Origin of the sequence: Vibrio sp. G-C-1 (genome assembly GCF_021728015.1) — a bacterium.
GTDB classification, from domain to species: Bacteria; Pseudomonadota; Gammaproteobacteria; order Enterobacterales; family Vibrionaceae; genus Vibrio; species Vibrio splendidus.
Genome location: NZ_JAKKCR010000001.1, coordinates 431883 through 457880 on the forward strand (window position 1 = coordinate 431883; position 25998 = coordinate 457880).

Here is a 25998-nt window from a genome sequence, read left to right on the forward strand (position 1 = left end):
CTCTACTGATACTGATACTGATACTGATACTGTATAGCTATAGGCATAGCTTTGTTGGGTATGTGATTAAAAATTAAGAGGTTATCAATGAAAAATCGTTCTTTAATGATGTTGCTGGCGTTACCTTTGATGGGATGTGAGTCAACAGTCGATCCCATTGCTTATGTCTCTGACCTACAAGCTGTCGATCAGAATGCTTTGACAGTCGAAGCTAATGCCCAAGGGCAAAGTTTGGATCATGTGCTGACTATCGACCATTCTCGTTTAGCGGAACAAGCAGGAGAGTATTTGGCTCCAAGTCGTGTGGATTTCTATACCAATGACGCTCTTAATACCGCATTACTAAAACTCAACCCGGAAGTAGGACTCGATCTGCCTTTTCGAGTTTTAAACTACATGGAAGGCGGGATTCAAAAAACGGTCTACACAGACGCAGAGTTTATTCGAAAAAGACATGGGATCACAGATGACGCCACGCTTACACAATACCAATTGCAGATTGAACAGCTTGTTCGTGGGCTAGACAACGCTTCTGCGGTTAATAGTGACACCTTAGATCAAGGGTATGGCATTGAAGCGCTTGAATCTGATTATGACTTTGAGACGACGTTAAAGAACATTAAGCGAGATGTTCTTGAACAAGATGACACTGTTTGGTTTATGAATTGGGACTACAAAGCTCGGGCCGAATCGATTGGACAATCGCTTCCTAAAGCAACTTTGTTGGTGTTTGGGGGGCCAGCTCCTGGCGCGACCGCAATGACTGATTTTCCTAGTATTGGTTTAGATGCTTTTGGTCAAAAGGTTCTTGTTATCGAGCAAGAGGGCAAGGTGATTGTGCTCTATAACGACATTGTCGATATGTCGGAACTGCATTACGGCGATAACGCAATATCTCACAAGATCATTAACTTTCGATTAAGCAAAACCCTTGGCGGAGCAGTATCGAAGTAGGGGCTGTTTTTACTAGAAGCGCTATGTGTTTGCTAAGCGGTTCCAGTAAGTCTGTATATATAACTATATCTATACTTTACCAATTACCAATTACCAATTACCAATTACCATCGCATGAGCTCTGTTTACGCCCGTCAAGCAGAGCTCTTTTGTTCTAGTGACTCTCCACAGTCGATCAATACCTACTACTTCAGCTCAGTCATACAACTTTGTTCCCAGCACCTTATCTTGTCTCCATACATCGACGCCCGTCTTTATTTATTACCCGTACATTTAAAATGGACAGCTAGGCAGTATGTATTCAACGCACCTTATTTGTTTTTTAAATCCGTTCAGTGAAATTGAACAGAGGTTAAATCTAATTGAATTTAAATCACTCGAGTGATTTGCTGTAATGCGCGCAATAAACAGCCAGTTAATCTATTTTGTTGATCTAAATCTAAGGAGAAGCTTTGCGTAAGTCCGCTTTAGCTTTGATGTTACTCTTTTTATCGACTGTCGCTTCGGCAGCGGAGTACCAGCAACTCGCCAATATGTGCATTGCTTGTCATGGCAGTAACAACGACACCTCGTTTCCCTCTATCCCTAACCTTAAGTGGCAAAACCAAGTCTACCTTACTGAGCAACTGACTGACTTTAAAAGTGGTAAGCGTGAGGACAAAACGATGTCCAAAGTCGCGCAACTATTGTCAGAAGAAGACATCAAGAAGTTAGCCAATTACTTTTACCAACTGAATAACACGGGGTCACCGCAATGAGTTTAGATAGAAGACAGTTCCTTAAAGCCGCGCTTTCAGCAACCGCAGTATCTGCATTGCCGGTGTCGTGGGTATTTGCCGCGAATCGACCTGAAGGTTTAGCTGCACTGGACATCAATGCATTAACGTGGGCAAAAGCAGAAGATCTACCGGATTACTACACCGTTTTAAATACCAACCCTTTGAATGCGTATCCGCCAGAAAGTATGCTTGCGCCTGCTGTGACTCCTGCAGATGTTCCCTTTGTTCGTTGGAATGGCTTGATGCCAGATTTTACGGAGATGGACCCTGATATTTGGACCTTCGAAGTGAAAGGTGAATCGGTAAAGCAAAGCAAAACCTATACGATCGCAGAGTTGAAATCGAAGTTTAAGCATCACACGCAAAGCCTTGTGTTGGAGTGTGGTGGTAACAGCCGTAACAATTTTTATCCGAGTACTAAAGGCAATCAATGGAGCAATGCTGGCGTCTATTGTTCACAGTGGACAGGTGTGTTGTTGAGCGATGTGCTTAAAGACTGTGGTATTAAAGATGATGCGGTTTACGTCGGTAACCATGGCTTTGATAAGCACTTGAGTGGTAAAGGTGAGGCGATTTCACGTGGCGTTCCTATTGCTGCGGCGATGAACGATAACGCGTTAATCGCATGGGAAATGAATGGCGAGCCGATCCCTTATCTTCATGGTTACCCGCTACGAACGGTATTTGGCGGTCGACCGGCTTCTGTTTCTCAGAAATGCACGACCGGTATCAGTATTCGAAATAAGATCCATGATGGACACAAGATGGCAGCTCCTGCCTATCAAGTGCCTAAGAACCCAATCGCACCGGGTGAGAAAGTAGATAATAAAGATTTCCGAATCATTGAAGAGATGATTGTGAAATCGCTGATTACTTCGCCAAAGAGTGGCACTGAGTTTGCGTTTGGTAAGAAGGTTAAAGTCAGTGGTCATGCTTGGGCTGGCTTGAGAACCGTCGAGAAGCTACAAGTGAGTTACGACTACGGCACCACTTGGCATGATGCAAAGCTGAACAAGCCAGTAAACAAGGGCGCGTGGCAACAATGGGAAGCTGATTTAGACCTTCATACGATTGGTTATTATGAGATCTGGGCGAAGGCGACCGATAGCGAAGGCGATAGCCAGCCAGTTGTGCAACCGCAATGGAATCCTAAAGGTTACCTGTTTAATGGTTGCCACCGTATCGCTGTAAGAGTGTCGTGATGCTGTCTATTTCCAATAAGCCTAATTATGGCCGTTCGAAACAAGTCAATTTGATCGATGGCCTCTCATTTCATGCAGACTCCACTCCTGTCAGTCAGCGCAGTTACCGTAAAGGCATAATGAGAGCGGCATTGGTGTGCAGCTTGTTAACGTCGATGCTTGTTCATGCTGAAGACATTCCAGAGAACCCAAAAGAGTACTACGGCGTAGATAAAGCGTCGGGTCTGATCATGGCACCCGGTTGGGAGACAGTGAAAGGGCAATGTAACGCCTGCCATACCAGCTTAATCGTTGCTCAGAACAGTGGCAACAGAGAGCAATGGCGTGAAACCATTCAGTGGATGGTCGACACTCAAGGGCTGTGGGATCTGTCTGATACTTGGGATCCAGTATTGGACTACCTCAGTACTTACTATCAAAACAAAGGCATCGATATGAACAAGTATCGTCGTAAGCCAATTGATAGCGCCTTGATGCCACCTATGCCGGGAGAGAGCCAATGATCATCAATCGATTAAAACGGACCTCTCTTGTAAATGGAATTGTTGCGAATGGAGCTATAGTTAATAGAGCTGTTGTTAATAGAGCTATTGTTAATAGAGTTGTTGCTAATAGAGCTATTGCGATAGCCGCTGCAGCAGTAGTTTTGTCGTTATCGGCGTGTACTGATGAACAGCCGAGCACTGAAGATAAAGTTGCCTCGCGAGTCGAATCATTAGGGATAGAGTTGGAACCAGCACCGAAGCTTAAAGCGGAAGCTAAAACTGAGGTTGAAACGCTTGTCGATAGCAAGGTAACCACCAAAGATTACATACCTAGTTTAGTTTCAGGTGAAAAGTTGGTTCAGAACTTATGTAGTCAGTGCCATGGCGACAAAATTATTCCCTTCGTACAATCTTATCCCAACATCAAAGGTCAGAAAGCTGGGTATATTCTTAAGCAGCTGCGCAATTTTAAAAGCGATGAGCGCCAAGATTTGTACATGCAGTCGGTGGTGAAACACCTTTCGGATGAAGACTTACAAGATGCGGCTGCGTTTTATAGCACGTTGAAGCCATTGGATTTATACAATCGCACTAAAGAGTATTATCACCAATAGGTGAGGCTTTCTGGGACGTTGGTTAAGTTGGTTTTTACGAGGCTCGATAGGTAAAACAGTAAATAAAACAAAGGGCTGAGATTATGCAGCCCTTTGTCGTTCTTGTTTGTGATAAGCGTTTATGCCAGTGGTTAAGCCGCTTTGATGTGCGTGGTAATGTAAGGTTGCCATGCTTGTTGGTAAAGCTCTAAAGATTGGCGTCTTAGGCTATTAATTTGTGCCGCTTCAATGTCATTGATAGGGCGTTGTTCTGCAATTGCGTGACGCTCAATACCTTGGATAATTTCGTACAGCTCGTGCTCAGGACCACTTTTCACATCAGCAATTGCTTTTAAGTGAAGTTGAACCTCTGCAATGATGTTGGTTTTAGGCAAACGAACCAACAAGTTAAGGTCACGGTAACCAGAGTCAGCCGGTGATTTAAACTTGTTTTTCAGTTTAACAACGTCTGCTTCACGGCTTAGTGCTTCGTAAACTTCAACCAAGCTCTCGACATCATTCGCGATGATAGTTGCACGGGCTAAGTCGGTAATTTTTGTCACATCACCATCAAGCTCAAGGGCGATTTTTTCTTCTGCACGAGCTTGAGATTTAACGCCAGCAAATAGCGCTTCAGAATTAGTGAGTAGGGCAGTACTTTTACAGATAGTTTCTAGTTCAGCTTGGCCTTGATGCGCTTTGCTGTACAGAATATCGAAGTCGGTGTAAGGCTGAGTCGGGCGTGAGTCGAAGGCTTTGATGCCGTAAAGGCCGCTCAAACTATGACGGAATACGTTTGATGAAACTTGGTTTTGCGCAGGAGTGCGCGTTTGATCAGTCGAACTTGTTGAAACAGGTGCTGCTGCGAATGCAGGCGCTCGGCTCAATACCAATAGCATTAGGGCCGTCGTACGGAGAAATACACTCATTCAAACTCCAAAATACAAGGTTACAAAAACGGGTAGTCAAAAGGGGTAACCAGTAACGCACAAGAGTAAAAACAGCTTAACTAAACTCACTACATATTCAATGGGGCTAGCTAAGACAGAAACCAACTTTAACGTTTAATATTGCTCTAAAATGTGAAGATATAGACAAATAATCCAACCGTTAGTTCCGCAATTATTAGAACTTTGAACTTAGCCAGTTTCTGATTTCATCGAAACCAATGTGGTACTTTAAACCAAGCTAAGGTTGCTCTTACTTCTCTATACTGTACCCTTGCATTATGACTGTTTAACATGAACGAAAGATGAATAATCCTGAATTTTGGCACAATAAATGGGCAGCCAACCAAATTGGTTTCCACCTTGAAGATGTAAACCCACTTCTGATTAAATTTTGGGAAAAGACTGAGCCTAGTTACGAGAAGAGTGTGTTTGTTCCACTTTGTGGCAAAAGTGAAGATCTGATTTGGCTAGCTTCAAAGCATGAAGATGTTCAAGGTGTCGAACTCAGCCAGATTGCGGTTCGCGCATTTTTTGCAGAGCACCTTTACACCCCGACTGTGACTCAAATCAGTGGTCAGCACGAGCTGTATCAATTCGATGAACTGAACATCTACACGGGCGACTACTTCTCAGCGCCAATCCAGCCTGTCGATACCATTTATGATCGCGCGTCTTTAGTCGCATTGCCTGAAGAGATGCGAGTGCAGTATGTAGAGCGTTTGAAACAACTACTGAAACCGGGTGGTAAGATCCTTCTAGTGACTCTGGATTACGACCAAAGCGAGATGGCAGGGCCTCCGTTTAGCGTACCTAAACTAGAGATTGATCAGTTGTTCGCGGGATACAAAATCACATTGTTGAATCAAGATATTGCAGACGATGAACATCCGAAGATTGCCCAAAAAGGCTTGTCTCGATTTAGTGAAGAAGTGTACTTGATTGAGTCAGACGCTTAAGTTCAGTGAGCTCTCTAGCGAAAAGACCGCTTCAATAAAAAAGATAACACCAACAAAAAGACGGGCTCGATAGCCCGTCTTTTTTGTTGTTCAGATTTGAAATCGTGATTGTTCAGAATTGAATAGCAGGTTAGTAAATTACTTTTACTTTAGAAGCACTCTCAATTGCATCTTCAATCGCAGTCTCAGTGCTGTTGCGACGAGTAAGCGCCACACCTAGACGACGGCGACCATCGATATCAGGTTTACCAAACAAGCGAACTTGCGTCTGTGGTGCGTCTAGCGCCTCTGTAAGACCTTCAAAACGAATGTTGGTTGAAGTGCCTTGACCAAGAATAACCGCTGATGCACATGGGCCGTATTGCGTGATGGATTTGATAGGCATACCGGTAAAGGCGCGTACGTGCAGTGCGAATTCAGATGAGTCTTGAGACATCAATGTCACTAAGCCAGTATCGTGTGGGCGAGGGGATACTTCATTGAAGATAACGTGATCGCCTTTAACAAACAGCTCGACACCAAAGATACCGTGACCACCTAGTGCGTTAACCACTTGTTCAGCCGTGTATTGCGCGGCTTTAAGTGCATTGTCTGACATCACTTGTGGCTGCCATGATTCACGGTAATCTCCGTCTTCTTGGCGGTGACCGATAGGCGCACAGAAGTGAACACCGTCGACTGCGCGAACGGTTAGAAGGGTGATCTCGTAATCAAAGTCGATGAAGCCTTCAACGATCACACGACCTGCGCCAGTACGACCGCCTTCTTGTGCGTAGTCCCAAGACTTCTGAATGTCTTCTTCTGTTTTGATAACGCTTTGACCTTTACCTGAAGAGCTCATTACCGGCTTAACAACGCAAGGCATGCCCACGAATTCAACAGCGGCAGCGAAGTCTTCAAAGGTGTCTGCGAAGCGGTAAGGAGAAGTGCTCAGTTTTAGTTCTTCTGCGGCTAGACGACGGATACCTTCGCGGTTCATCGTTAGCTTGGTCGCATTTGCAGTGGGAACGACATTCAAGCCTTGTGCTTCTAGCTCTACCAACTTGCTGGTGGCAATAGCTTCAATTTCAGGAACCACATAATCTGGCTTTTCTAGTTCAATGACTGCTTGAAGTGCATCGCCGTCTAACATGTCTAATACATGGCTACGATGCGCAACTTGCATTGCTGGTGCATCTGCATAACGATCACAAGCAATAACTTCCAAACCTAAACGTTGGCACTCGATAGCAACTTCTTTGCCGAGTTCACCTGAACCTAATAGAAGTACACGAGTAGCATTTTCACGAGTAGCAGTACCAAACATAGAAATTCCTTCCGATCTTTTGAACGATTGATTGAAAACGGGGTGATCATACTTATTTCAATGATAAAAGCAAACGTTTGCGCAAGTTGTTGCGTTAATTACAGGTATAAAAAAAGCAGCCCCGTTAAATAGGGCTGCTTATTTAAAATTTTGTTAATTAGATGTACTTAGATTGCTAAGTAAGTCACTGGAATGTCGGGATTAATCGCTTCTAATGTAGATTGCGTATCCGCTAGGTGACTGATGCTACCTTCGGCAATTTCAACCAACGCTGCACTTTCAATCTGTTCAAAATCGAAGCCAGCGAGTTTAAGTTGAATCAACGCCACTTGTAGAGGAGGTAAGCTCGGGTTGAACGCTGCGTTTTCAGCGTAAGCACCGGTGAAAATCTCACCCGACGTCAATTGCAGTGAAACACCACTTAGGTTTTTGGTGTAAGGAGCATGGCTGCGGTTTAGTGCTGCTAGCGCTTCTACAACAATAGGCGTTGTTTCTTCAGTCGTGTGCTTATGATCAAGCTTAGTCATTAGGCCAGTCGTCACACCTAAGTCAGCAGGGCCGAATGAGTCTGGTAGGTACTCTTGCAGAGACATTTCATCACGTTGTGGAAGTTGAACTTTAAGTTCTTTTGCTGTGGTCAGTTCGTTCATGAATTGACGACAGTGACCACAAGGGCTGAAATTGATTGTGATATCAGAGATACCTTGCTCGCCTTTCATCCAAGCGTGGCTGATTGCAGATTGCTCAGCGTGTACTGTTTGGCCAAGTTGAGCACCAGCGATTTCAAGGTTTGCACCAAAATACAGAGTGCCAGACAAACCACGCACGATTGCACCAACATAAAAGTCAGATAACGGAGCGTAAGAATAGGCTGCGGCAAAAGGAAGTAGCGCAATACGTAGCTCGTCATCCGCTAAACCACTTGCTTGCAGTAGGCTAGCAAATTGTTCTGGAGACAATGTCGCGTCAAAGTTGTCTGCTAATACGATGTCACTCAAAAGTGCTTTGATTGCTGTTGGAGCACTTTCCAGCGCCAGGGTAATACGACTGTTCATGTTGAATCCTTAATTGACCTTAGGCTTTAATTCTATGCAATGCTCAGGAATTTTCTGTGACCTTGATCACTACTGCGTTGTTGTTGTTACATTGGTTTGCATAATTAGAGTGAGGTCACAGATGAAATCGATTGCAAGAGTAAAAACTACCATTGATATCGCACTTATTGCTTGAAATTGAGTTTGGTTTGTCACGTATTGATGAATAAATGAGAGAAAAAAGCCCAAGCTATCACTGAAATAATCAGGTTATGCTTGGGCTTATTGATATCTGTAACGCCTAAAAGTCGCGAACCAGTGAGTTTAGCTATTTACCAACTCATCTATTAGAGCGCGTATAAACTGTAATCAAAGTGGTTAAGAATAGAACCAAACCACGAGCGAAAATATACTCGGTGCAATGATTGAGGTGATAACCCCACAAAGAACCAATGCCAACGAACTGAATGCAGCATCTTCCTGATTCTTTTCAGCACAGGTTGCCGTGCCTAAAGCGTGAGACACAGTACCCATGGTTAAACCACGCGCGATAGGGCTCTTAATACCAATGAGATTGTAGATTGGGTAAGCAAAAATTGCCCCAAACAGACCAACAATCAATACCAGTATTGCCGCAATTGCTGCTTCACCACCTAAATGGCTCGATACTTCCATCGCAATTGGTGTGGTGACTGACTTACCTAATAAACTCGCAATCAAAGTTAAGTCCGCTTTAAAAGCCACTGCGATTAATGCTGTCGTTGTCATCGACATCACACTGCCTAGCGTGCAAGCAAAGGTAATAATGCGCCAGTTGGCTCTGATTTGAGGTAGCTGTTCATAAAGCGGGTAAGCAAGTGCAACAACCGCAGGCTGAAGCATGTAGGTAATCCAGGTGTTGTCGGCATAGTAAGTCTCAAACGGTACTCTAAAGAACGTGAGTATCGGAATGATGATACCAATGCTGATAAGCAGGGGATTACACAGCGGTGAGTTTACTTTTTGACTTACCCAGCGAGCAAACAGGAATACCACGATGGTGAGTAGAATCCACATGATCAGTTACCTCTCGAAAGCAAGCGGTCTAAAAACCATGATAAGGACACCAACACCAGCAACGTGCCACCAACGGCGCTTGCCATAATTGGCAATGCGTTCGCGATGAGCATGTCGAAGTGATCCATCAACCCAACACTGATCGGAACAAACAGTAAGATCATTAGGCGGATAATCAAGCTTGCACCGGGCTGTACCCAGTGCGAAGGAACAATACCAATCACCATGGCGGCAAACAGAATCAACATGCCAAAAATACTGCCTGGGATTGAGGTATCCAAAAAGTGCTGTAACGCGTTACCTGCTGTAAGTGCACCTATGATTAAGGTGAAGGAGATTAAGCAGTAAACCAGTTGGATCAATCTTTCTTTCAAAGTGTTACGTCTCTTGATAATGGAATTAGCTAGCTAACTTTTCTACGTATTGATAAACCGCCTTCAAGATAGCCATTTTCTTCTCGTCGCTTTCATGTTCATGCGCGAGGTTTTCAAGGTTGAGCATGTACTCTTCTAAACGGCTTTCATAAAACTCACGACAATGGTTCGCCCATTTCAATTGCTCAGCTTCGTCGAGCGTCCATGGGAAATGACGAGCACGGTAACGGAACAGTAACGGTTTAATACGTTCATCACCGAAGGTGATATCTAAAGCTGCCAAGTTATTTGGGTCAGTTTCGCGAATGATGTTCATCGCTGTTTTATCAGCAGGTGAGAAGAAACCGTCATAAAGGTGTGTATCAACATCATCACTCTTTTCGTACTCTCGCTCTTGTGAGTACAGGCAGATCAGTTTTTCGCGGATCTCTGGGTGTTCGCGTAATAGCGCTAAGTTCTTTAAGCACTGTTGACGATCGATACCAATAGTTTCCGCATTTTCAGCCGTTAGGGTTTTCGCTGGCGCAAGAATGGGGCACTTGTTCAGTTGAACCAATTTGATTGGTACGGGTAGCTCGTCTTCACCCAGTTCACTGCGTTTGGTGTAGAGTCTGTCTCTGAGTTCATCAGCGTCCAGTTCTAACAGTGGGCTTGGATCTTTGGCTAAATCAACCACGATAACGGCATTTTGATTGGTTGGGTGCCAAGCCATAGGCACAATCCAACTTGTGTAGTTGCAGTCACGGCCAAACATGCCCGAAACGTGCATCAATGGTGTCATGTTTACAATATCAACCAGGTCATTCAGCTTACGCTTATGACGCATGTTGTAGAGGTAATCGAACATCTTAGGTTGTGCAGCTTTCAGCTTCTTCGCTAACTCGATGGTCGCAATAACATCGGCCATCGCATCGTGCGCGTTCTCATGTTCAATGCCGTTTGCCACAGATAGGTGTTCCAGTTTGAAGCTTGGATAACCTTCTTCGTTCTCTGGCCAAACAATGCCTTCAGGGCGCAGTGCGTGAACAGCGCGCATTACATCTAACAGATCCCAACGCGAGTTGCCGTTCTGCCAACTCCACGCATATGGGTCGATGAAGTTTCGGTAACAGGTGTAACGCGTTACTTCATCATCGAATCGAATACTGTTGTAGCCAAGGCTTGTGGTGTTTGGTTTCGCCAACTCAGCATGGATCTTAGCGATAAACTCTGGTTCAGGAAGACCTTGTGAAGCCGCTTTTTGTGGTGTGATACGGGTGATCAGTGCAGCTTCAGGCGCAGGGAGGTAATCAGCGGGAGGTTGGCAATAGATAACCAGAGGCTCTCCAATAACATTGAAATCTTGGTCGGTACGAACACCCGCAAATTGACTCGGACGGTCTTTTGCTGGGCTAACGCCCCACGTTTCGTAATCGAAAAAGAAGTAGGTCGGCTGATTATCTGAACTCATTGAATTTCCTGAACAGCAAGCGCGGAACGTTTACTGTGGCTGAAGGTTAGTTTTGTTCAGTATCTGATAGTATGCGGTACGCGTGCAACCCAGATCACAAATAAATTGCCGGAAAACGGTGCTTTACTATTCAATCGAGTCGGTGGGGAAGGTTTTGAATCCAATTGTGGCTTTTCTATGGTCACAATTCTGCCTGTGTACCTCTTTTTTAACCTATCTTGTCACCTTAGCTGTTGTAAGGCGATGAGTCGGGTTTCAGGTTTACCGCGAATGAGTTTGTTTGTCTTGTACTCTAAAGCTGTGTGATTAGAAACATCTCGTTGTTTTTTGACTGGTGGCTAATCGGCTGTACCTGAGGCTAATCCGCTGTGCTTGTGTCTAAACCGCAGCGCAGATGTTTAAACTGCTTCACTTGCCTGTCTTGGCGCTGTCCAATCAAGGTGTTTTTCGCAATACAATCCCTTAGATTTAATTAATTTTTTGGTATTTATGATTGTCGGGGTTAATTTGACTGGAGCGTTATGTCGGTCTCATTTTTAATACTTTCTATAATCTGTGTTTGAATTTGATAAAAATGAAACTCTAATATTTCATTTTTATTACAATTTATTTTAATTGTCATCGTGTTTCACTTCTGAGACTGTATTGCAACACGGTGATCTATATAGTAATTAACCTGAATATAATAAGGCTTTATTCTTGTCCTTTATTCTTGTTCTTTATTTTAGGGTTACTTTAATTAAGGTCTTTTTATAGAAGTAATTACATACAAAAATAAAGGAATTAAGTGTAAAACCAGTTTTATATATAATTGGTAAAAATGATCCAATACCATTATTATTGTTAGTGTTATTTATATCAATTTGCGTGATCTTATTCTCACTGCGCCTCATTTCTTTATAAATAAGTGTCAATATATATATTTTCTAAATAGGATTGTTGTTACTTAATTGTTAACTTTGATTGACTATTAGGTAACCCTAATAATAAAGCCGATTTTATATAAAGGATTAAAGAAATGAACAAAGTCTTTAAGGTTGTTGCTGTATCTGCACTTTCTATCTCTTCAGCGAACGTTTTCGCTGTGAGTGACACTTTTGATGCAACACTAGAAGTAAAACAAGCAATTACAATGACAAAAACAAGTGATCTTGACTTCGGTATCATCACTTCAGACAACACAACGGACGTTGTTATCGCTCAAGGTGATGCTGGAGCGGCGGCATTTACTCTTTCTGGAGAATCTGGTGATGCAGTAACAGTAAGTATTTCTGATACTAACTTGGTTAACGGCGTAAATACGATTGCAGCTGAATTCGACTTTAATAACGCTATTACTCTTACCGGTGGTACTGCGGCTCTTAATATTGGTGGTACTGCACGTACTTCAAGTGCGACATTAGTTGCTGGTACATATACTGCTAACGTTGCAGTAGATGTAACTTACCAGTAATTAAATGAAACCAGTGTAATATTGTGGCTGCTATAAAGCAGCCGCTTTTACTATGAGTGTTCTATTCAAATACGCGATTTATATTGGTCTGATGATTTACTCCAGCCCTTTTCATGCGCTAGAAATTATTCCTGAGAATATGGAAGTGAAATTTCCGGGCATGTATATCTCTGGGTCGGGCCAGAATGCGGATTCAAACCCATCCAATAGTCAGGTTTATGTGGTTCGTTTTTATGTTGAAGGTGAGCCTGGTAAAAAAATCGTGGTTTCTCTCCCTTCCAAGCAATATCTAAACCATTCTCGTAAATCCAAACGCCTGCGTATTAGAAAGTTCTATTTTGGTTGTGGCTTATCAAAGCGTGGTAGAGCCAAAATCAAAGGGAATGGAAGAAGCAAATTATTGTGTATTGGTGCCAAAGTGAAAATCGGCGCTAACCACCCAGCAGGCCTTTACACCAGTACAATCCCTTTTGAGGTTAATTATAAATGAAGTTGTTTATCTCATGTGTTCTCGGCTTAATCTTCACAACACAAGCCTATGCTCAGTTACTCATCGCACCGACTCGTTTTGTGCTGGATGCCGACACTTCGGTGACTGAAAAAATCGTCGTCGAAAACAATTCAGATCAACCGATTCGCTTGGAGATAAAACCGATTTATCGCCCGGTAAAGGCGAGTGGCTTAGTTCGAACTGACGCTAATATCGCGCAATCAGAAGATATCGCGAGTTGGATTAAAGTGTCACCACCAATAATTCGTGAACTTAAACCCAATCAAAGACGCACGGTTCGCTTACGTATGAATGCTCTGCCTGCTGACATGGCTGATGGTGAATATCGTGCTTACTTGTGGTTTTCCCCAATAGCAAAAGCTGCAGAGCTATCAGACATTGCGTTGTCTTCAAGTAAAACCAACAATGATGGTTCAGCCTTTCAACTGAACTTTCACATCAACAGTTATGTACCCGTTTATGTTCAGAAAGGTGAGCAGGTGCAAGATGTTAAGTTTGCGTGTGACAACCAAAGCATCAAGATTCGTAACGATGGTAACTTTCAGTTTACTGCGAAATTGAATGTAGACGAGCATAGCGAAAAAGTGGTGCTACTTCGTAATGCTGAATTAACCAAGCCTTTCCCAAAAGGCTCAAAGATCTCACTGGTCCAGAACGAACAGCCTCTGTACGAATGTGTTCTGTAGTGCTCGTTTCATTTAAGCGAACTCTGTAAAAGCCAGTGTTCAATTGCATGGTTTGGCGACTTTTGTTGCTCGCTTCACTGTTTCCTTTTGGTGCGTATTCGCAATCTAAAGCAGAAAGTGAGGCGAGTGAACTCTATCCAGCCCATGTTGAAGTTCGAGTCGGGAAAGTCGGGGATAGCTTTTATCGTGTCATGATGGATGACTACGAAGAACCCTTCATTTCGATATCCAATGCCGCTTTTTATCTACTCGAAATGAATGGTCAGTGTGATGAAAGCGGATATTGCGAACTGTATTTGCCTCAAGATGTGGGAAGAGAATCTCCTCCGTACATTTTAGATACCGAACAAGCCATTTGTTATCGCGATGACACCAATATCCAGTCGATCAAATATCAAGTCATCGACTCAGAAACTTACATCCACTGGTACAGCTTGCAAGCTTGTATCCCGGCAAAAGTGCGTTGGGATATTGATGATTATCGGCTTACTGTTACTCCAGAATTCAGTTCATTGACTGAACTGGAAGCCGCTATTTCTAAGATGAAAAATGAATCACGTAAAAAGGCCGAGGATCTCAAGCGAGCTGAAAACACGCCAGCTTTCGAACCTGTTGCCGCCGTGGGTTTGGCGACTCGGTTAGCGACTTCGGTTTATCACGACAGTGAAACTGGCGGTGATGTTTACGCAATTTCAGACACCATATTAAGCACTGAACACTCCTTGTCTCGCTTGTCGATTGATTCACGAGAAGATAACCCTATCGTTTATTACAACATTGCGGTAGAAGCTCATGACGGTGAAGGCTCTTTGGAAGTAGGCCATGTGTTATTAGATGGCAGCGTCTTTACCGTGAATCAAACCCTCGAAGATGGGCTCTATTACACCAACCGAAAGCGACAGACAGAGTTCGGCAACCTTCAACTCGAACGAACTACTCAACCTAATATCAGCATCGATGTTTTAGTCAATGGCATTTATCAAACCACTTATCGCTCTGATGAGTTTGGACGTTTCGTGGTTGAAGAAGACAACATCTCCCCCGGTGACACCATCAAGTTTCGCTACTACTTATCGAAAGGTGTCTGGCAGGAAGAAGAGATCACCGTCGCCGGTTTAGAAGATGCATTTCTGCCAAGCAACGAGTGGGGCGTGCAAGTGGTGGGCAATGAAGGTGCAGACCGAGCTGGCGCTGTGTCGCTCGAATATGGGCTTGCCGATTACTTCACCGTGGGTAGTGCCTTTATGAGGCAAAATGGCAAAGACTTGATTGGTGTTCAAGGACGATACTTACCGGCGCATTGGTTCGCGGGTCATATCGGTTGGTTGCCGGAGTTCAATCGGTTTCCAATGGAGTTTGATATTTTGATCAATGGTGATCAGTCGGCATCGATAGAGCTTAATAAAACCGATGAATTGGACTTAGAGTCGATGGAGTACGATGTTTTCAAATACAACCTGTCGCTTGCCAATCTAACGGCCTTTTTGACGGTAAGGGATGATGAAGATGAGTTGAGCGTTGAACCCAAGTTGAACTCGAAAGTGGCTCGTAATCTGTTTGTCTCATACGCCGGTGACTATCGATACATCAAAGCTTCTCATCAAGAAGACTATCTACACACTATTGGTTTGGCTAAAAGCGGTTTTTCGGATACGTCGTGGAATATTTCTGGAACTGTTGATGGATCTGGTCATCATGAACGAACAGAATTATCCCTAAGGAATGCCTGTAAAGAGTGCCTGCTCGATCCTCTGGAGGTTTTTCAAGAGCTCACGACGAACGTATCGGCTCGCTATCAAAAACAGGAAGTTTCGTTTTCCGCCTCTTTAGAAGCTCGAGTGAACCCTTATTTACTCTTTAAGCTAGAAGGAACCGAAGACCGATACGGTGTCGAGATGACAACCGAATTCGGTGCTAAAACTTACTTTGATGAAAGCATTGGTGAGTTTGTTGAGTGGAATCGATACAACCATTCTAAGCTGACGGGCGTTGTCTACGATCACCACAAACAACCCATACAAGGCGTAAGCCTACAAATCTTAGACCAACGAGCGGTCAGTGATGCAAAGGGCCGATTTGAATTCTCAAGTGTTCCAGCTCGAGAGAATCTACCTATCTATATTGATGAAGGGGCGCTCGACCTTAACCTCACGCCGATTCAAAACCCTGTGTTTGTAAACACTAAGCAAGTCGGGCTAACTCATGCTCACATCGAAATGGTGGTGTCATTTGGCGTCGATGGCACAGTGGAAGGCGATCTAGAAAACAGTGCTTATCTGCACTTTAAACATATCCAGAAAGGCACCGAGTATTCGAGCGAGATTGAGAGCGATGGCTTTTACATGGTAGAGGGGCTCATCGCGGGCAAATACATTGTGACTTTAGAAATGGGCGACAAGCGATACGTGCAAGGTGCTGACTTGGACGGCGATTTCTGGGTAAGCGACCTCACATTCAACCTCATTGATTTTCATAAGGTGTACTAAATCCGATCGTTTTGATTAGTCTGAAGGAGGCGACAGTATCAATCGCACTTTCTGTTTCGTGGTTAGCTCTCGGTTCTTCAAATCTTTGAATATGGCCTTCCATTCTTGAAAGGTGACCACTATCGGGTTAAAACTGTTTACGGGCTTAGTGACGCCGTAACGCACGGTTTCAATTTCAGGCTCGAACGTACCAAACAATTTATCCCAAATGATCAAAACACCGGCGTAGTTCTTATCGATGTATTGCGGGTTTTTGCCGTGATGTACTCGATGATGCGAAGGGGTGTTAAAGATGTATTCAAGTGGCCCCAAGCTTCGTATCCATTGTGTATGGACGAAGAACTGCAAACCTAGATTGAGAAGCACCACAAAGATGACCCATTTAGGGTCGAAACCGATGATGACGAGCGGTACCCAAAATAGCCACATGCCTGCGAATGGGTACATCAAACTCTGACGGAAAGCCGTACTGAAGTTCATCTGTTCTGAACTGTGGTGCGCGACGTGCGCGGCCCACATCCAGCGAATACGATGGCTTGCTCTATGGAACCAATAATAGAAAAAGTCTTGTAACACCATCAATACGACAAAACTCAGCACGCCCATTTCAATGTCCATTAAGCGCCAACCAAACAGCCATAGATACAGCTGCACGACCAATAACCCGGTGAGCAAATCGGAGAGTTGATGCATTCCCGCCAGCGTGAAGTTACACATCACTTCTGAAAGTTTATAGTTGGAATTATCTGGCAATCGACCTTGCTTCTGACCGATAAAATACTCAGCCAACATGCACACCACGAATAAGGGCGCTAATACCAGCAGTAGCCATTCTGGGTGATTGATTAATGCGTCGATATTCATGTTTTATCCTTGTTGAGACGCCATACGCGTTCTTAGTATCAAGTTTACTTAGACTTGCTCGCCTGAGATTCAATCAGCAGAATTACGTTACCAGCGAGCAAAGTGATCTTCTGTTAGGCCAAGAACACCATCGAGTTGATGTGTCACTCCATTGTTGTCTTCAATCGAGCCAGAAAAGTGACCAATGAACTGACGAAAGTTACTCTTTAACAGCCATAAATTGAGCTTTTCGCTGCGGTTATTTAAGGGCGTAAAGGTCAGGTTTATACGTCCATCTTGTGATGTTATCTGCCAAGGTAAATTCGTGTCTTGGCGACTAAACGTAAACTGTACCGGGTTAAGTAAGTGTCTGGTTCCACTGACCCACAATACGTTTTCGCAGCCTCCGGTTTCATTCACGCCCGCAGCGAGATTTAGGCCAATATCTGTGCCATTGGATTGCGTGTTGATACTTGCCCAGCGCCAACTGGTTTCACGTCTCATGTAGCCCGCTGAAAAGTCATAACCGGCACGAGCTTGTTCGAGAACGAGTGATTCTCCTTTGATTTGGATTTCACCGCTGATGCGCAAAGCATTGTGCTTTTGGGTGTAAGTCCAACCTGAATAACCCGTTGGGCTGCACATCGCCAAGGGCAAGCTGTCGGCTTCAGGCTCTAAAGCGATATCGGCCTTGATGAGTTTGGTATTCAAGCAAACTCGCCATTGTCCGTCTTCAATATCAAAGGTGATGCTTTGATCTGCAATGCTTGTCTTTCCTTCGAATGGTGAAGGCGTTACATGCTTATCAAACCCTAATAGCCTCAACCAAGATGACTCTTCCAGATGGTTGTTTTCAATATCGTACAGATAACAAAATGCCGAGCCTAAGTAGCGAATATCCGCGATTGCCACGCCGATAATGTGCGTTTCGGTGACGATGCTGACAAATTGAAATTGCTTGTAGTTGAAGTGCTTCTGCCAAAGGTTTGCTTTTGAATCCATCGAGTTTCGGTAGTCAAAGTTCTCGATGTTCAGGTGCTTTGGGATGCCATCGAAATGCCCAATGATCGGCTGACCATTAGAATCAATCAAACTGTGTGGAGCAGGATTCGTTTTTATCATTGCGATAGTTCACATTAATTTAACAACTAAAGCCATTGTGCGATGAGTAGCGTAGAATTGGGAGGTCATATTCGGACAAGAGCGCGTTGCCAATCACGATTTTGTCAGTAGTGTTGTTGAAGCTGAGTAGTCATGTTGATGTGAATGGGCTCGATATAAGGAGAGACTATTGGAGATTATCGCGGAGTATAAGCCAACCGGACATCGGCATCAGTTGGGGACATTAGATATCGCGCTGCTGTTGAATACGTTAGAGCAACGAGGTATCGATATTGAAAGGCTACTCAATGATGTGGGTTTGCCGAATATGGATTGGCGAGACTCGAATGGAAAGCTGACTTACGCTGACAAGCTTGCGTTATTTAGCGCGGCTAATCAGAGTTTTCCTCACGATGGCTTGGGGCTTTGGTTGGGAGAACACGCTAGCTTGAGCCATTTTGGTGTGTTGGGTTATGCGCTATCAACCAGTCAAAATGTCAGGGAGGCCATCAAGTCGGGCTTCAAATATCTGCGCCTGAACGGTCCTATTTTCTCGGTTAAATTGTTTCTAGATTCCGAGCAAGCAGTGATTCAGATTGAGAACACCTTGGAAGTGGGCGATCTCCTACCTTTCTGCAGTGAGTATTTCTTGAGTTCCATCGTCTCTTTGTTCAAAGAACTCACTGGTCATGAATTGGATATTCACACTTTGGCTTTACCTTATGCTCGCCCTAACTACGCCAAGCTCTATGACGACAGTTTCCAGTGCCCGGTGATTTTTGAGCAAAGCCATTGTGAACTGCGTTTTGATGCCTCGGTTTTATCACAAACCTTATTGACTCATGATGCCGCGACACTGAAGCGCTATCTTGCGTCTTGCCAGTCGATAGTGGAAACGCTGGACTCTGAGCATCTGCTGACTAACCAAATCAAAACGATCTTTTATCAAACCGCAGGCAGTTTCCCGAATATTGAACAACTCACGGATGAGTTTGGTTGTAGCTCTCGTACACTCAGGCGAGAGCTAGTGACCCATGATTCCAGTTATCAAATATTGCTTACCGAAGTTCGAGTGGAACTGGCCAAAGAGCTGTTACTCGGCACAACCATGAGTATCGATGATATCGGTGAAAGGCTCGGTTATAGCGACCCCGCAAATTTCAGAAGGGCGTTTAAAGGTTGGCTCAATAAAACGCCCGCGCAGTTTCGTGACGGTTTAAGTTAAAGCGTTACTTGCTAAAAAACTGCTCCCTGAAATCGGTGACTTGCTGCTGATAGTAACTGTCCCAATCGTGTTGAGTCCAAGTGGCATAACTTGAAGAGCGCTGAGAGCCTAAGGTCGCTTTGAGCTGATCCAGTTGCTCGTGATAACTCATCACGGTTTGTTGCTGTTGCGCGACTTGCTGTTCTCTTTCGGTAATGTTGCTGGCCTGCATTTCATCTAGGTAGGTCTCTTGAAGGTCGGCTTTGACTGATACTATCTCAGCAGGGCTATAGCTGTTGGGTATCAAAGAGACTGCCAATTCATATTTTTGAAGCGGTGTTTCGGCGTTTAACGTGTTCGTATTGTTTTGCCATTCACTAAGCAAATCTTGATAGTTGGTCAAAAACTGGCTCGCTTCGTTTTCTTTAAGGGTGTTTGCGTCAAGCGTAAAATCCAGATGAGTAAACTGGTCTGCGAATAGCTGGTGGGCCAACTCTCCCCATACTTGCTGTGCAGACTGCTTGAATAGGGCAACACGCTCTTCAAGTGTCTCTATGGATTCTAGTGGGATAGTGCTTTGAGTTAATTGCCAGTCGACTGATAGTTGTGGATAGTCGGTCAGTAACTCAAACCATATACTCGGCAACTCCGATTTTAATCGTGCGAGTTGCTCAGTGCAGTCATCACGTTGTTGGCAAAGCTTCCAGAACCCATCGAGTTCATCGAATAAAGCCTTACCTTCGAATTCACTCAAGTTTTCAGCAAGAATTTTACCGTCCAGTGCTCCAGCTTGGGCTTGATTGCTGTGCGATGCGGAGTTTTCCGAACTGGCGGTTGCAGTTGGTGTGAAATTATCGTCATCAGTTGTCGTAGAAACACGCGGCTTAGCTTCTGTGTGTTGAGCAGAAGATAGCGGTGTTTCATTCGATTTTGATGACCATGAGTAGCCAACAATGCTCGTCACCGCGACGAGCATTAGGATTAATATAACTCGATGCATTATTGGTTCACCGCGCTACTTAATCACGGCACTGACAGGGAAGTGGTCTGAAAGGTTGTAGTGCTTCCATAATTCACTGCTGGTTGAGCGAGGAACATCAACGCGGTTATTGTTGTGAGTTTTTTGTGCGTACTCCGAACTCACCACTACGTAATCCAAGTATTCGACATTTTCCCCACCCGACATAGGTTCGCCCGCAAAGTTGTTGATGCGTGGGTCAAAGGTAGAAGCGGTGTAACCAGAGTATGTTGGTTCATCAGCCTGCAGGTTAGCGAACATCTGTTGGTAGTCGTCTGGGAACTTCAGCTTGTTCACGTTGAAGTCACCGCTGTAAATAACCGTTTCAGAGGTTGGTATTTCCAGTGATTGAGCAAGCTGACGCATCTGCTTGAATTGACGTTGTCGGTAGTCACGAGCGGTGTCCGTATCGAATGATGCGGTGTGAGTGCCAAACACATGGTAAGCCTGACCATTCTTGATGATCTCGGCGTAATTCACGCCCTTATCAGCGAAACAATCTGTGCCTGTACAATCAGGGAACACGTATTGCGCTTCGTTGACGATAGGGTAGCGGCTGACAATGATTACGCCGCCGTCATAGATGTTAATCCCGTCTTTATCGAGCATTTTGGTTTGATAAGGATACTCCTTCGAAAGCTCACGCAAGAATTCATCTCTGCCGTTAGCAAACACCTCTTGTAGCGCCAACACGTCATAGCCCTTTACGTATTGAGGGATCAGGTCATAGCGGTCACCAATATGCGAAGCGATGGCTGGCAGCGCCCAGATGTTGTAGGTCATGACTTTCAGTGTATTGGCATCCGGTTCTGGCTGTTCATCCACTTTTGGCGGGGTGATGGTGTAATAAATATCATCGTAGCGCGCCGTAGAATCGGCTTTAAGTGCTAGTTCTGCATTGACCCCGAATGCATCGGTCGTGCTGCGATGAATATTACGATCGTCATGCAACGTTAGGTTGACGTCTGCGGCACTCAAGCCATGTTGTAGTGTCGAGTTATACCAATGACCCTTCATGGTTTGGTTGAGCGTGACACTCTCGCCCACAGCGTTCGATACCACAGTGTCAAACTCGTAGGTCTTCCCAGATTTCACTCCAGTCCAGCGATTGAAACTGATCAGCTTCTTCGTCTCCCAAGGGCCAATCTGTTCTACATGCTGTTGCCACTCATCACCGAGTTGAAGCTGGTCGGTACCCGTGTGATTGGTTTGAATCGTCATTACTTGGCTAGTGTTATTGGTCAGGTACACATCGGTATCTGCAATAGCCGAGGTTGAAATGAATGAAGCTGATGCAAGTATCGCACTCAGGCAAGTCCATTGAGTTTTCATTTTCACGTTATCCTTACTGATTGGTTTAAAGAATAACGTAGTAAAGAGTTGTGACATTGGAGTTATAACTCTATGGGAATTATCCAAATATTAGATATATGCCATGGTTTTATAAATTAGATTACTCATTGAAAATTAACATATTGCTTTGCCTGAATGATAAGTGATACGCGCGCACGCTAAAAAATAGAGGAACGATTTGGGTTTGAGGGTAAGTCACTACTGGTTGTTTTCGTGGAAATCATAGGTCGGTAAATAACCAGAAATGGATGCTGTGAATCACGATAAGGGAAAACGCTAACCGCCTTGCTCTATCAGCATAAATTTTGCCATTGTTCAGTAAACAGATTCCTCAAAAACAGGTATGATAGTGTCGTTTTTAATCCTGAACTGGGAAAGTCATGGCAAAGTTAACACTCCAAGAGCAAATGCTTAAAGCTGGCTTGGTAAATGAGAAAAAATTAAAGAAGGCGAAGAAGGGCTCTAAAAAGTCTCGCGTTCAGTCTCGTGAAGCAAAAGCGGCAGCAGAAGAAACTAAACTGGCGCAGCAAGCGAAAGACAAAGAGTTAAACCAACAGTTGAAAGAACAGCAGTTGAGCAAAGAAATTAAAGCTCAAGTGAAGCAACTGATTGAGATGAACAAGATCGAACAGAAGAATGGTGAGATCAAATACAACTTCACCGACGGTACGCTAGTTAAATACCTTTACGTAGAAGATCTGACTCAAAAGCAACTAAGTAAAGGCATTCTAAGTATCGCGCGTCAAGGCGAAAGCTATGTTGTTATCCCTACTGCGGTAGCGAACAAGATCGCGATGCGTGACGAAGAATCTATCGTTGATACTCAAGCTTCAAGCTCTGATGAAGTAGACGAAGATGACCCGTACAAAGACTTCGTGATCCCAGATGATCTAATGTGGTAATCCGTTTTACCTAGCTCCATTCTAATGGCTAGCTAAGTTTACAGGATCTAAGAATGCAGCGAACAATCACTCGATTGGCGCTGCATTTTTTTTGGCGCGAAATGACTTCAACAAATCTTTAATTACGTTTAGTGTTCTGACATGCCGTAAACAAGGCTGTCAGAAGCATTTGCATGATTGATAAAATCAGCATTAGCGCGCTGTTCGTGTTGGTCATAGCCATCGAAGTAACAATCGCCAATTTCATTACGCGGGCAAACGTGAATGTGGTCTTTGATGACCAGTTCGGTAGAACAACATGGGCAATGTCTTATATGTCCAGTGAGTCCCGTAGATCGATTTGGTTTCATACATCCTCCTGATAGGCACTGTAATCTAATTGCCTATTTGCACCCTAAGTTACGCAAATTAGTGTGTCGTTATGATTTCACTTTTAAGTCAGTGAAAAACGATTCAGAGAGTGAATACCTAGGCATCAATGCAGATGTTCGACCGAGAGAATATAAGGCGAATCAAGCCCAGAGCAGGCGCAATGGACTTGGAATAACAGATGACACTTTCTATGGGGTTATTTCTGCATTGGGGTAAGCGTTAGCTGAGCGCTGTTATAACCCAGTTCTGCTAGGGTTGCAGGGTCGAAGTCAGTCAGAACTTCGATGTCACCCGCGTAGTAGGTTGTGTAATCGCCTGAAAGTGTCATGGCATTAAATGAATCAACAGAATGCTCAGCGCCGATATCTATCATCCCTGAATATTGAGATTCAGCACTGAATTGACCAGACACGTGAGAATAGAACGGACGGACACTTGCTCCTGCGGCGTACTGCATGCTACTCAAGCCATTGGTGTTGATTGCCCAACTCCAGTCCCACCATTTCATCTCTCCAGGAATATAGCGATGGTCCCATTGGTAGCGGATATTGGCTTGATCTTCGCTGGTGGTTCCCATGGTAAAGGTGTGTGAGACAGTAGGGCGGTTTGTTGGATGCGAGCTCAGCGCATTGCCGCTATAACGAAGAAAACCTGTGAAGCTCACGTCGTAACTCATGTTGGTTTTGATACGGTATGGGTATGAAATGGTAGAGCGCAAGAACTCAACCTGAAAGGGAAGTACTGAGTTCGCTGGTACAGTGATGATGGCTTGTAGGTCGGTCGGCTCAAAGCGAGAGCCACTGTTGGTATCAGAGAAGCTCTGGCCTTCTTCTAGCGCGACTCTTACATCTGTTTTTCCAACTTGTGGCCAATGAAAGGTCTCATCAATGACGACTGAATCAGCAAGGTCGAAGCGCTGTGTTTTTCTCCATTGTGTTGATTGCTTAAAATGAAGGTCAACGACGATTTGTTTCGGCTGATCAGTCTTGTTAATAGCATAAGCTGTAAGGGTATTGACCAGGTCTTGGTCAGTTTCTTCTACCGAGCCGTGCCAAAACGCAGTGTTATCGAGCACGTAAGAGAAGCTATCGACAGTGATGCTTGTCTTCTCATTACAACGCTCACCGGTACAGCTTCCATTGTTATTCCCTTTGATCTCCCAACCATGGTTAAGTTGCTCTATTGCCATATCTTGACCGACGTAACGCCCGTTATTGCCGCTAACCCAAGCGTAGCCAAGGCTATGAGCCAAGTAACTTAGCGGCCTGATAAAGTTCGTGTCGTCATTGACTAAAACTCGTTGCACTTCAAGGTTACTGTTCTCTTGAATAGCTTGTGCTTCGTAGTATGGCAAGCCCGCTTCTGGTGTATTGGGGTAGCACCAGGTTTTGTCGCTTGGTTGACCTGGTTTAATGAGGCCATGATAGCCGGAGCCCATGATCACCCAATCATGCTGAAGGCCAACAATGTCCCAAACATTCATGCGGGATATCAGTGCTGTTTTATGTTCTTGAGCTTCTGAATTGTTGAGAGCGCGATAGTCGAAACGACAGATATCTTCTCCAAGTTTATCTAAGACGATTTGGTCTGAGTATATCTTCGCATGAGCTGTAAAAGAGATTACCGATAGGGCAGTGCTAAATAGAATGGTTCTACTGACGTTAATCATTAATAAGTTCCTAAATGCCATTATTTGGCTATTTTTATTAGAATCGAGTTATTAGATTTTATTGATATTATTTAAAGCCGAGGGCTACTAGCGGGGTGTACTCTGTCATATAAAACAATGCCAAAAATACTGAAATGAATTGAAAATAAATACTTATAGATATCAGGAGGTTGTACTGATCAACTTGTTGTTTGATAAATGCTTATCTTGATGACTTCAATTAGTTTCAACAATCCAATCTATGAGTGATTAATTGTTGAACGTTTCTGTTTTTGAAGCCTCGTTATTTGGTATGTTGGCTTGGAACATTTAGGCCAGCAAGATGGATTAGAGAGGTTTATTGCTTAAAGGATGGGGAAGTATTTGAGTAAGCCAAATAAGGAAGGATGTTGTGATAAGCAAGATCAAAAAATGCAGCCAACAACCGTTCGATTGCTGCTGCATTTTGTATGATTCTAGTTAACTTAATTGAAAGAGATTAAGCATCACCTGGTTTTTCGCGTTTGCTGTTCCAACCCATAAAGTTGTAGATGTTGTAACGAGCAAAGCCAATCTGTTCATGCAAAGCAAAATCTGTGACCGCAAAGTTGTACCACAATGGCAACCATGAAATTTGAGCCGCCATATAGTCGGCTCTCACTGGAATAACATTCAAGCCGAAGTGGTTGAAATAGAGCTCGCTACGACGAATATGTAGGCCAGATGAAACCAACACAATGTTGTCGAATTTATGATGCTTCATTAGGTCACTAGTGAGCTGTGCATTCTTCCAAGTGTTGACGCTATTCGGCTCTTGAATGATGTCACCTATTGGAACGCCAAGTCTCAGCAATTGTTGTTGATAAACTTCTGCTTCAGTTACACCGTTATTTTGTGCATCGCCACCACTGATGATCACTTTGCATGTGGTTTGGGTTTTGGCGCAATCTTTATATTGGCTTGCGGCTTCGTTGATTCTGCCGAAAGAGAAAAAGGCTGGCTCGAACTCTTGCTTGCTTTTAATTAACTGCGTTCCCGCACCCAGAAGAACAATAGCGTTATTGTCAGACCATTGGATGTCAGGCTTACTTTCGTAATCGGCTTGTAGGTCGTTCAGTAAATAACGAGGAATTAAGCCTGAACCAATCAACACAAATGACGATATAAGAACAAGAGATAAAAACAGAGAGGTTTTTCGCCACTGAAGTAAACGTGTAAAGCCTACGAATAGCAGAAGAAGTAATAATATAATAAAGCTCATGAGGATCCTGTTATCGAACTG

At 44.1% G+C, this 25998-nt stretch carries 25 protein-coding genes; 12 read left to right on the forward strand and 13 right to left on the reverse strand.

Translation table 11 applies throughout. The features are described 5' to 3' along the window. Positions 1-87: 87 nt before the first annotated feature. From L3V36_RS01945 to L3V36_RS01965, 5 genes are all read left to right on the forward strand, one after another. Positions 88-954: a DUF302 domain-containing protein gene (locus L3V36_RS01945; protein WP_102482023.1), complete on the forward strand. Its 867-nt coding sequence runs from the start codon at positions 88-90 to the stop codon at positions 952-954. A 452-nt stretch (positions 955-1406) separates the two neighbouring features. Further along, entirely contained in the window at positions 1407-1712 is a 306-nt protein-coding gene (locus tag L3V36_RS01950) for a c-type cytochrome (protein WP_004734857.1), read from the forward strand. Continuing rightward, positions 1709-2935, forward strand: coding sequence for a molybdopterin-dependent oxidoreductase (locus L3V36_RS01955; RefSeq protein ID WP_102575368.1), 1227 nt, complete (start codon positions 1709-1711; stop codon positions 2933-2935). The genes L3V36_RS01950 and L3V36_RS01955 overlap by 4 nt, the downstream gene beginning before the upstream one ends. Next, positions 2935-3438 (forward strand): cytochrome C, encoded by a 504-nt coding sequence (locus L3V36_RS01960; protein ID WP_102575369.1) that lies wholly within the window; start codon positions 2935-2937, stop codon positions 3436-3438. Before L3V36_RS01955 ends, L3V36_RS01960 begins: the two co-directional genes overlap by 1 nt. Further along, complete coding sequence (locus tag L3V36_RS01965) at positions 3435-4034, forward strand: c-type cytochrome (protein ID WP_102575370.1); 600 nt, start codon at positions 3435-3437, stop codon at positions 4032-4034. The genes L3V36_RS01960 and L3V36_RS01965 overlap by 4 nt, the downstream gene beginning before the upstream one ends. 131 nt (positions 4035-4165) lie before the next feature. Here L3V36_RS01965 and L3V36_RS01970 read toward each other — a convergent pair whose 3' ends face one another. Beyond that, positions 4166-4942 carry a RelA/SpoT domain-containing protein gene (locus L3V36_RS01970; protein WP_017077978.1) on the reverse strand — a complete coding sequence of 259 codons (777 nt, stop codon included), beginning with the start codon at positions 4940-4942 and terminating at the stop codon, positions 4166-4168. A 323-nt stretch (positions 4943-5265) separates the two neighbouring features. Between L3V36_RS01970 and L3V36_RS01975 the strand changes: the two genes are divergently transcribed. After that, positions 5266-5919, forward strand: a complete 654-nt coding sequence (locus tag L3V36_RS01975) for a thiopurine S-methyltransferase (protein WP_017077979.1) — start codon at positions 5266-5268, stop codon at positions 5917-5919. A gap of 130 nt (positions 5920-6049) precedes the next feature. On the opposite strand, the gene purT is transcribed toward L3V36_RS01975, so the two are convergent. The 5 genes from purT to sbcB all read right to left on the reverse strand — a co-directional run bounded on the left by purT (position 6050) and on the right by sbcB (position 11139). After that, positions 6050-7225: a formate-dependent phosphoribosylglycinamide formyltransferase gene (gene purT / locus L3V36_RS01980; protein ID WP_004734863.1), complete on the reverse strand. Its 1176-nt coding sequence runs from the start codon at positions 7223-7225 to the stop codon at positions 6050-6052. 167 nt (positions 7226-7392) lie between these two features. Continuing rightward, positions 7393-8280 carry a cytidine deaminase gene (gene cdd / locus L3V36_RS01985; protein WP_004734864.1) on the reverse strand — a complete coding sequence of 296 codons (888 nt, stop codon included), beginning with the start codon at positions 8278-8280 and terminating at the stop codon, positions 7393-7395. A 357-nt stretch (positions 8281-8637) separates the two neighbouring features. Beyond that, complete coding sequence (locus L3V36_RS01990) at positions 8638-9315, reverse strand: LrgB family protein (protein ID WP_017090893.1); 678 nt, start codon at positions 9313-9315, stop codon at positions 8638-8640. A 2-nt stretch (positions 9316-9317) separates the two neighbouring features. Next, positions 9318-9689 (reverse strand): CidA/LrgA family protein, encoded by a 372-nt coding sequence (locus L3V36_RS01995; RefSeq protein WP_004734867.1) that lies wholly within the window; start codon positions 9687-9689, stop codon positions 9318-9320. A 25-nt stretch (positions 9690-9714) separates the two neighbouring features. Then, entirely contained in the window at positions 9715-11139 is a 1425-nt protein-coding gene (gene sbcB / locus L3V36_RS02000; protein ID WP_102447986.1) for an exodeoxyribonuclease I, read from the reverse strand. 1018 nt (positions 11140-12157) lie between these two features. Between sbcB and L3V36_RS02005 the strand changes: the two genes are divergently transcribed. From L3V36_RS02005 to L3V36_RS02020, 4 genes are read left to right on the forward strand one after another with little or no spacing between them, the layout of a single operon-like run. Next, positions 12158-12592, forward strand: coding sequence for a DUF4402 domain-containing protein (locus tag L3V36_RS02005; RefSeq protein ID WP_004734871.1), 435 nt, complete (start codon positions 12158-12160; stop codon positions 12590-12592). A gap of 52 nt (positions 12593-12644) precedes the next feature. After that, positions 12645-13082 carry a DUF4402 domain-containing protein gene (locus L3V36_RS02010; protein ID WP_004734872.1) on the forward strand — a complete coding sequence of 146 codons (438 nt, stop codon included), beginning with the start codon at positions 12645-12647 and terminating at the stop codon, positions 13080-13082. Further along, complete coding sequence (locus L3V36_RS02015; protein WP_017085122.1) at positions 13079-13789, forward strand: molecular chaperone; 711 nt, start codon at positions 13079-13081, stop codon at positions 13787-13789. The genes L3V36_RS02010 and L3V36_RS02015 overlap by 4 nt, the downstream gene beginning before the upstream one ends. A 47-nt stretch (positions 13790-13836) precedes the next feature. Then, on the forward strand, positions 13837-16275 hold the full coding sequence (locus L3V36_RS02020) for a carboxypeptidase-like regulatory domain-containing protein (RefSeq protein ID WP_102447985.1): 2439 nt from the start codon (positions 13837-13839) through the stop codon (positions 16273-16275). 15 nt (positions 16276-16290) lie between these two features. On the opposite strand, the gene L3V36_RS02025 is transcribed toward L3V36_RS02020, so the two are convergent. Both L3V36_RS02025 and L3V36_RS02030 read right to left on the reverse strand, forming a co-directional pair. Further along, positions 16291-17139 (reverse strand): sterol desaturase family protein, encoded by an 849-nt coding sequence (locus L3V36_RS02025; protein WP_102447984.1) that lies wholly within the window; start codon positions 17137-17139, stop codon positions 16291-16293. Positions 17140-17226: 87 nt separating this feature from the next. Next, positions 17227-18240, reverse strand: coding sequence for a DUF2804 domain-containing protein (locus tag L3V36_RS02030; protein ID WP_102447983.1), 1014 nt, complete (start codon positions 18238-18240; stop codon positions 17227-17229). A gap of 169 nt (positions 18241-18409) precedes the next feature. Here L3V36_RS02030 and L3V36_RS02035 point away from each other — a divergent pair, with 169 nt between their 5' ends. Then, the gene (locus L3V36_RS02035; RefSeq protein ID WP_102447982.1) at positions 18410-19444 is read left to right on the forward strand and encodes an AraC family transcriptional regulator; all 1035 of its coding nucleotides are present in this window, start codon (positions 18410-18412) and stop codon (positions 19442-19444) included. A gap of 4 nt (positions 19445-19448) precedes the next feature. Here the strand turns inward: L3V36_RS02035 and L3V36_RS02040 are convergent, their stop codons facing one another. Further along, entirely contained in the window at positions 19449-20399 is a 951-nt protein-coding gene (locus L3V36_RS02040) for a chromosome partitioning protein ParA (protein ID WP_208774300.1), read from the reverse strand. Positions 20400-20438: 39 nt separating this feature from the next. Next, positions 20439-21773: a sphingomyelin phosphodiesterase gene (locus L3V36_RS02045; protein WP_208774172.1), complete on the reverse strand. Its 1335-nt coding sequence runs from the start codon at positions 21771-21773 to the stop codon at positions 20439-20441. Positions 21774-22174: 401 nt separating this feature from the next. Here L3V36_RS02045 and L3V36_RS02050 point away from each other — a divergent pair, with 401 nt between their 5' ends. Further along, positions 22175-22696 (forward strand): DUF2058 domain-containing protein, encoded by a 522-nt coding sequence (locus tag L3V36_RS02050; protein WP_004734880.1) that lies wholly within the window; start codon positions 22175-22177, stop codon positions 22694-22696. Positions 22697-22824: 128 nt separating this feature from the next. On the opposite strand, the gene L3V36_RS02055 is transcribed toward L3V36_RS02050, so the two are convergent. The 3 genes from L3V36_RS02055 to L3V36_RS02065 all read right to left on the reverse strand — a co-directional run bounded on the left by L3V36_RS02055 (position 22825) and on the right by L3V36_RS02065 (position 25977). After that, positions 22825-23046: a hypothetical protein gene (locus L3V36_RS02055; protein ID WP_208774173.1), complete on the reverse strand. Its 222-nt coding sequence runs from the start codon at positions 23044-23046 to the stop codon at positions 22825-22827. A gap of 218 nt (positions 23047-23264) precedes the next feature. Further along, positions 23265-24737, reverse strand: coding sequence for an aerolysin family beta-barrel pore-forming toxin (locus L3V36_RS02060; RefSeq protein WP_208774175.1), 1473 nt, complete (start codon positions 24735-24737; stop codon positions 23265-23267). A 478-nt stretch (positions 24738-25215) separates the two neighbouring features. Then, a complete protein-coding gene (locus tag L3V36_RS02065; RefSeq protein ID WP_208774177.1) occupies positions 25216-25977 on the reverse strand; it encodes a YdcF family protein in 762 nt (253 codons plus the stop codon). Between the last annotated feature and the right edge of the window lie 21 nt (positions 25978-25998).

Coding starts and splice junctions, on each gene's coding strand:
- L3V36_RS01945 (WP_102482023.1), top strand. CDS start 88: ATGAAAAATCGTTCTTTAATGATGTTGCTGGCGTTACCTTTGATGGGA.
- L3V36_RS01955 (WP_102575368.1), top strand. CDS start 1,709: ATGAGTTTAGATAGAAGACAGTTCCTTAAAGCCGCGCTTTCAGCAACC.
- L3V36_RS01960 (WP_102575369.1), top strand. CDS start 2,935: ATGCTGTCTATTTCCAATAAGCCTAATTATGGCCGTTCGAAACAAGTC.
- L3V36_RS01965 (WP_102575370.1), top strand. CDS start 3,435: ATGATCATCAATCGATTAAAACGGACCTCTCTTGTAAATGGAATTGTT.
- L3V36_RS01970 (WP_017077978.1), bottom strand. CDS start 4,942: ATGAGTGTATTTCTCCGTACGACGGCCCTAATGCTATTGGTATTGAGC.
- L3V36_RS01975 (WP_017077979.1), top strand. CDS start 5,266: ATGAATAATCCTGAATTTTGGCACAATAAATGGGCAGCCAACCAAATT.
- purT (WP_004734863.1), bottom strand. CDS start 7,225: ATGTTTGGTACTGCTACTCGTGAAAATGCTACTCGTGTACTTCTATTA.
- cdd (WP_004734864.1), bottom strand. CDS start 8,280: ATGAACAGTCGTATTACCCTGGCGCTGGAAAGTGCTCCAACAGCAATC.
- L3V36_RS01990 (WP_017090893.1), bottom strand. CDS start 9,315: ATGTGGATTCTACTCACCATCGTGGTATTCCTGTTTGCTCGCTGGGTA.
- sbcB (WP_102447986.1), bottom strand. CDS start 11,139: ATGAGTTCAGATAATCAGCCGACCTACTTCTTTTTCGATTACGAAACG.
- L3V36_RS02005 (WP_004734871.1), top strand. CDS start 12,158: ATGAACAAAGTCTTTAAGGTTGTTGCTGTATCTGCACTTTCTATCTCT.
- L3V36_RS02010 (WP_004734872.1), top strand. CDS start 12,645: ATGAGTGTTCTATTCAAATACGCGATTTATATTGGTCTGATGATTTAC.
- L3V36_RS02015 (WP_017085122.1), top strand. CDS start 13,079: ATGAAGTTGTTTATCTCATGTGTTCTCGGCTTAATCTTCACAACACAA.
- L3V36_RS02020 (WP_102447985.1), top strand. CDS start 13,837: ATGGTTTGGCGACTTTTGTTGCTCGCTTCACTGTTTCCTTTTGGTGCG.
- L3V36_RS02025 (WP_102447984.1), bottom strand. CDS start 17,139: ATGAATATCGACGCATTAATCAATCACCCAGAATGGCTACTGCTGGTA.
- L3V36_RS02030 (WP_102447983.1), bottom strand. CDS start 18,240: ATGATAAAAACGAATCCTGCTCCACACAGTTTGATTGATTCTAATGGT.
- L3V36_RS02040 (WP_208774300.1), bottom strand. CDS start 20,399: ATGCTCGTCGCGGTGACGAGCATTGTTGGCTACTCATGGTCATCAAAA.
- L3V36_RS02045 (WP_208774172.1), bottom strand. CDS start 21,773: ATGAAAACTCAATGGACTTGCCTGAGTGCGATACTTGCATCAGCTTCA.
- L3V36_RS02050 (WP_004734880.1), top strand. CDS start 22,175: ATGGCAAAGTTAACACTCCAAGAGCAAATGCTTAAAGCTGGCTTGGTA.
- L3V36_RS02055 (WP_208774173.1), bottom strand. CDS start 23,046: ATGAAACCAAATCGATCTACGGGACTCACTGGACATATAAGACATTGC.
- L3V36_RS02060 (WP_208774175.1), bottom strand. CDS start 24,737: ATGATTAACGTCAGTAGAACCATTCTATTTAGCACTGCCCTATCGGTA.
- L3V36_RS02065 (WP_208774177.1), bottom strand. CDS start 25,977: ATGAGCTTTATTATATTATTACTTCTTCTGCTATTCGTAGGCTTTACA.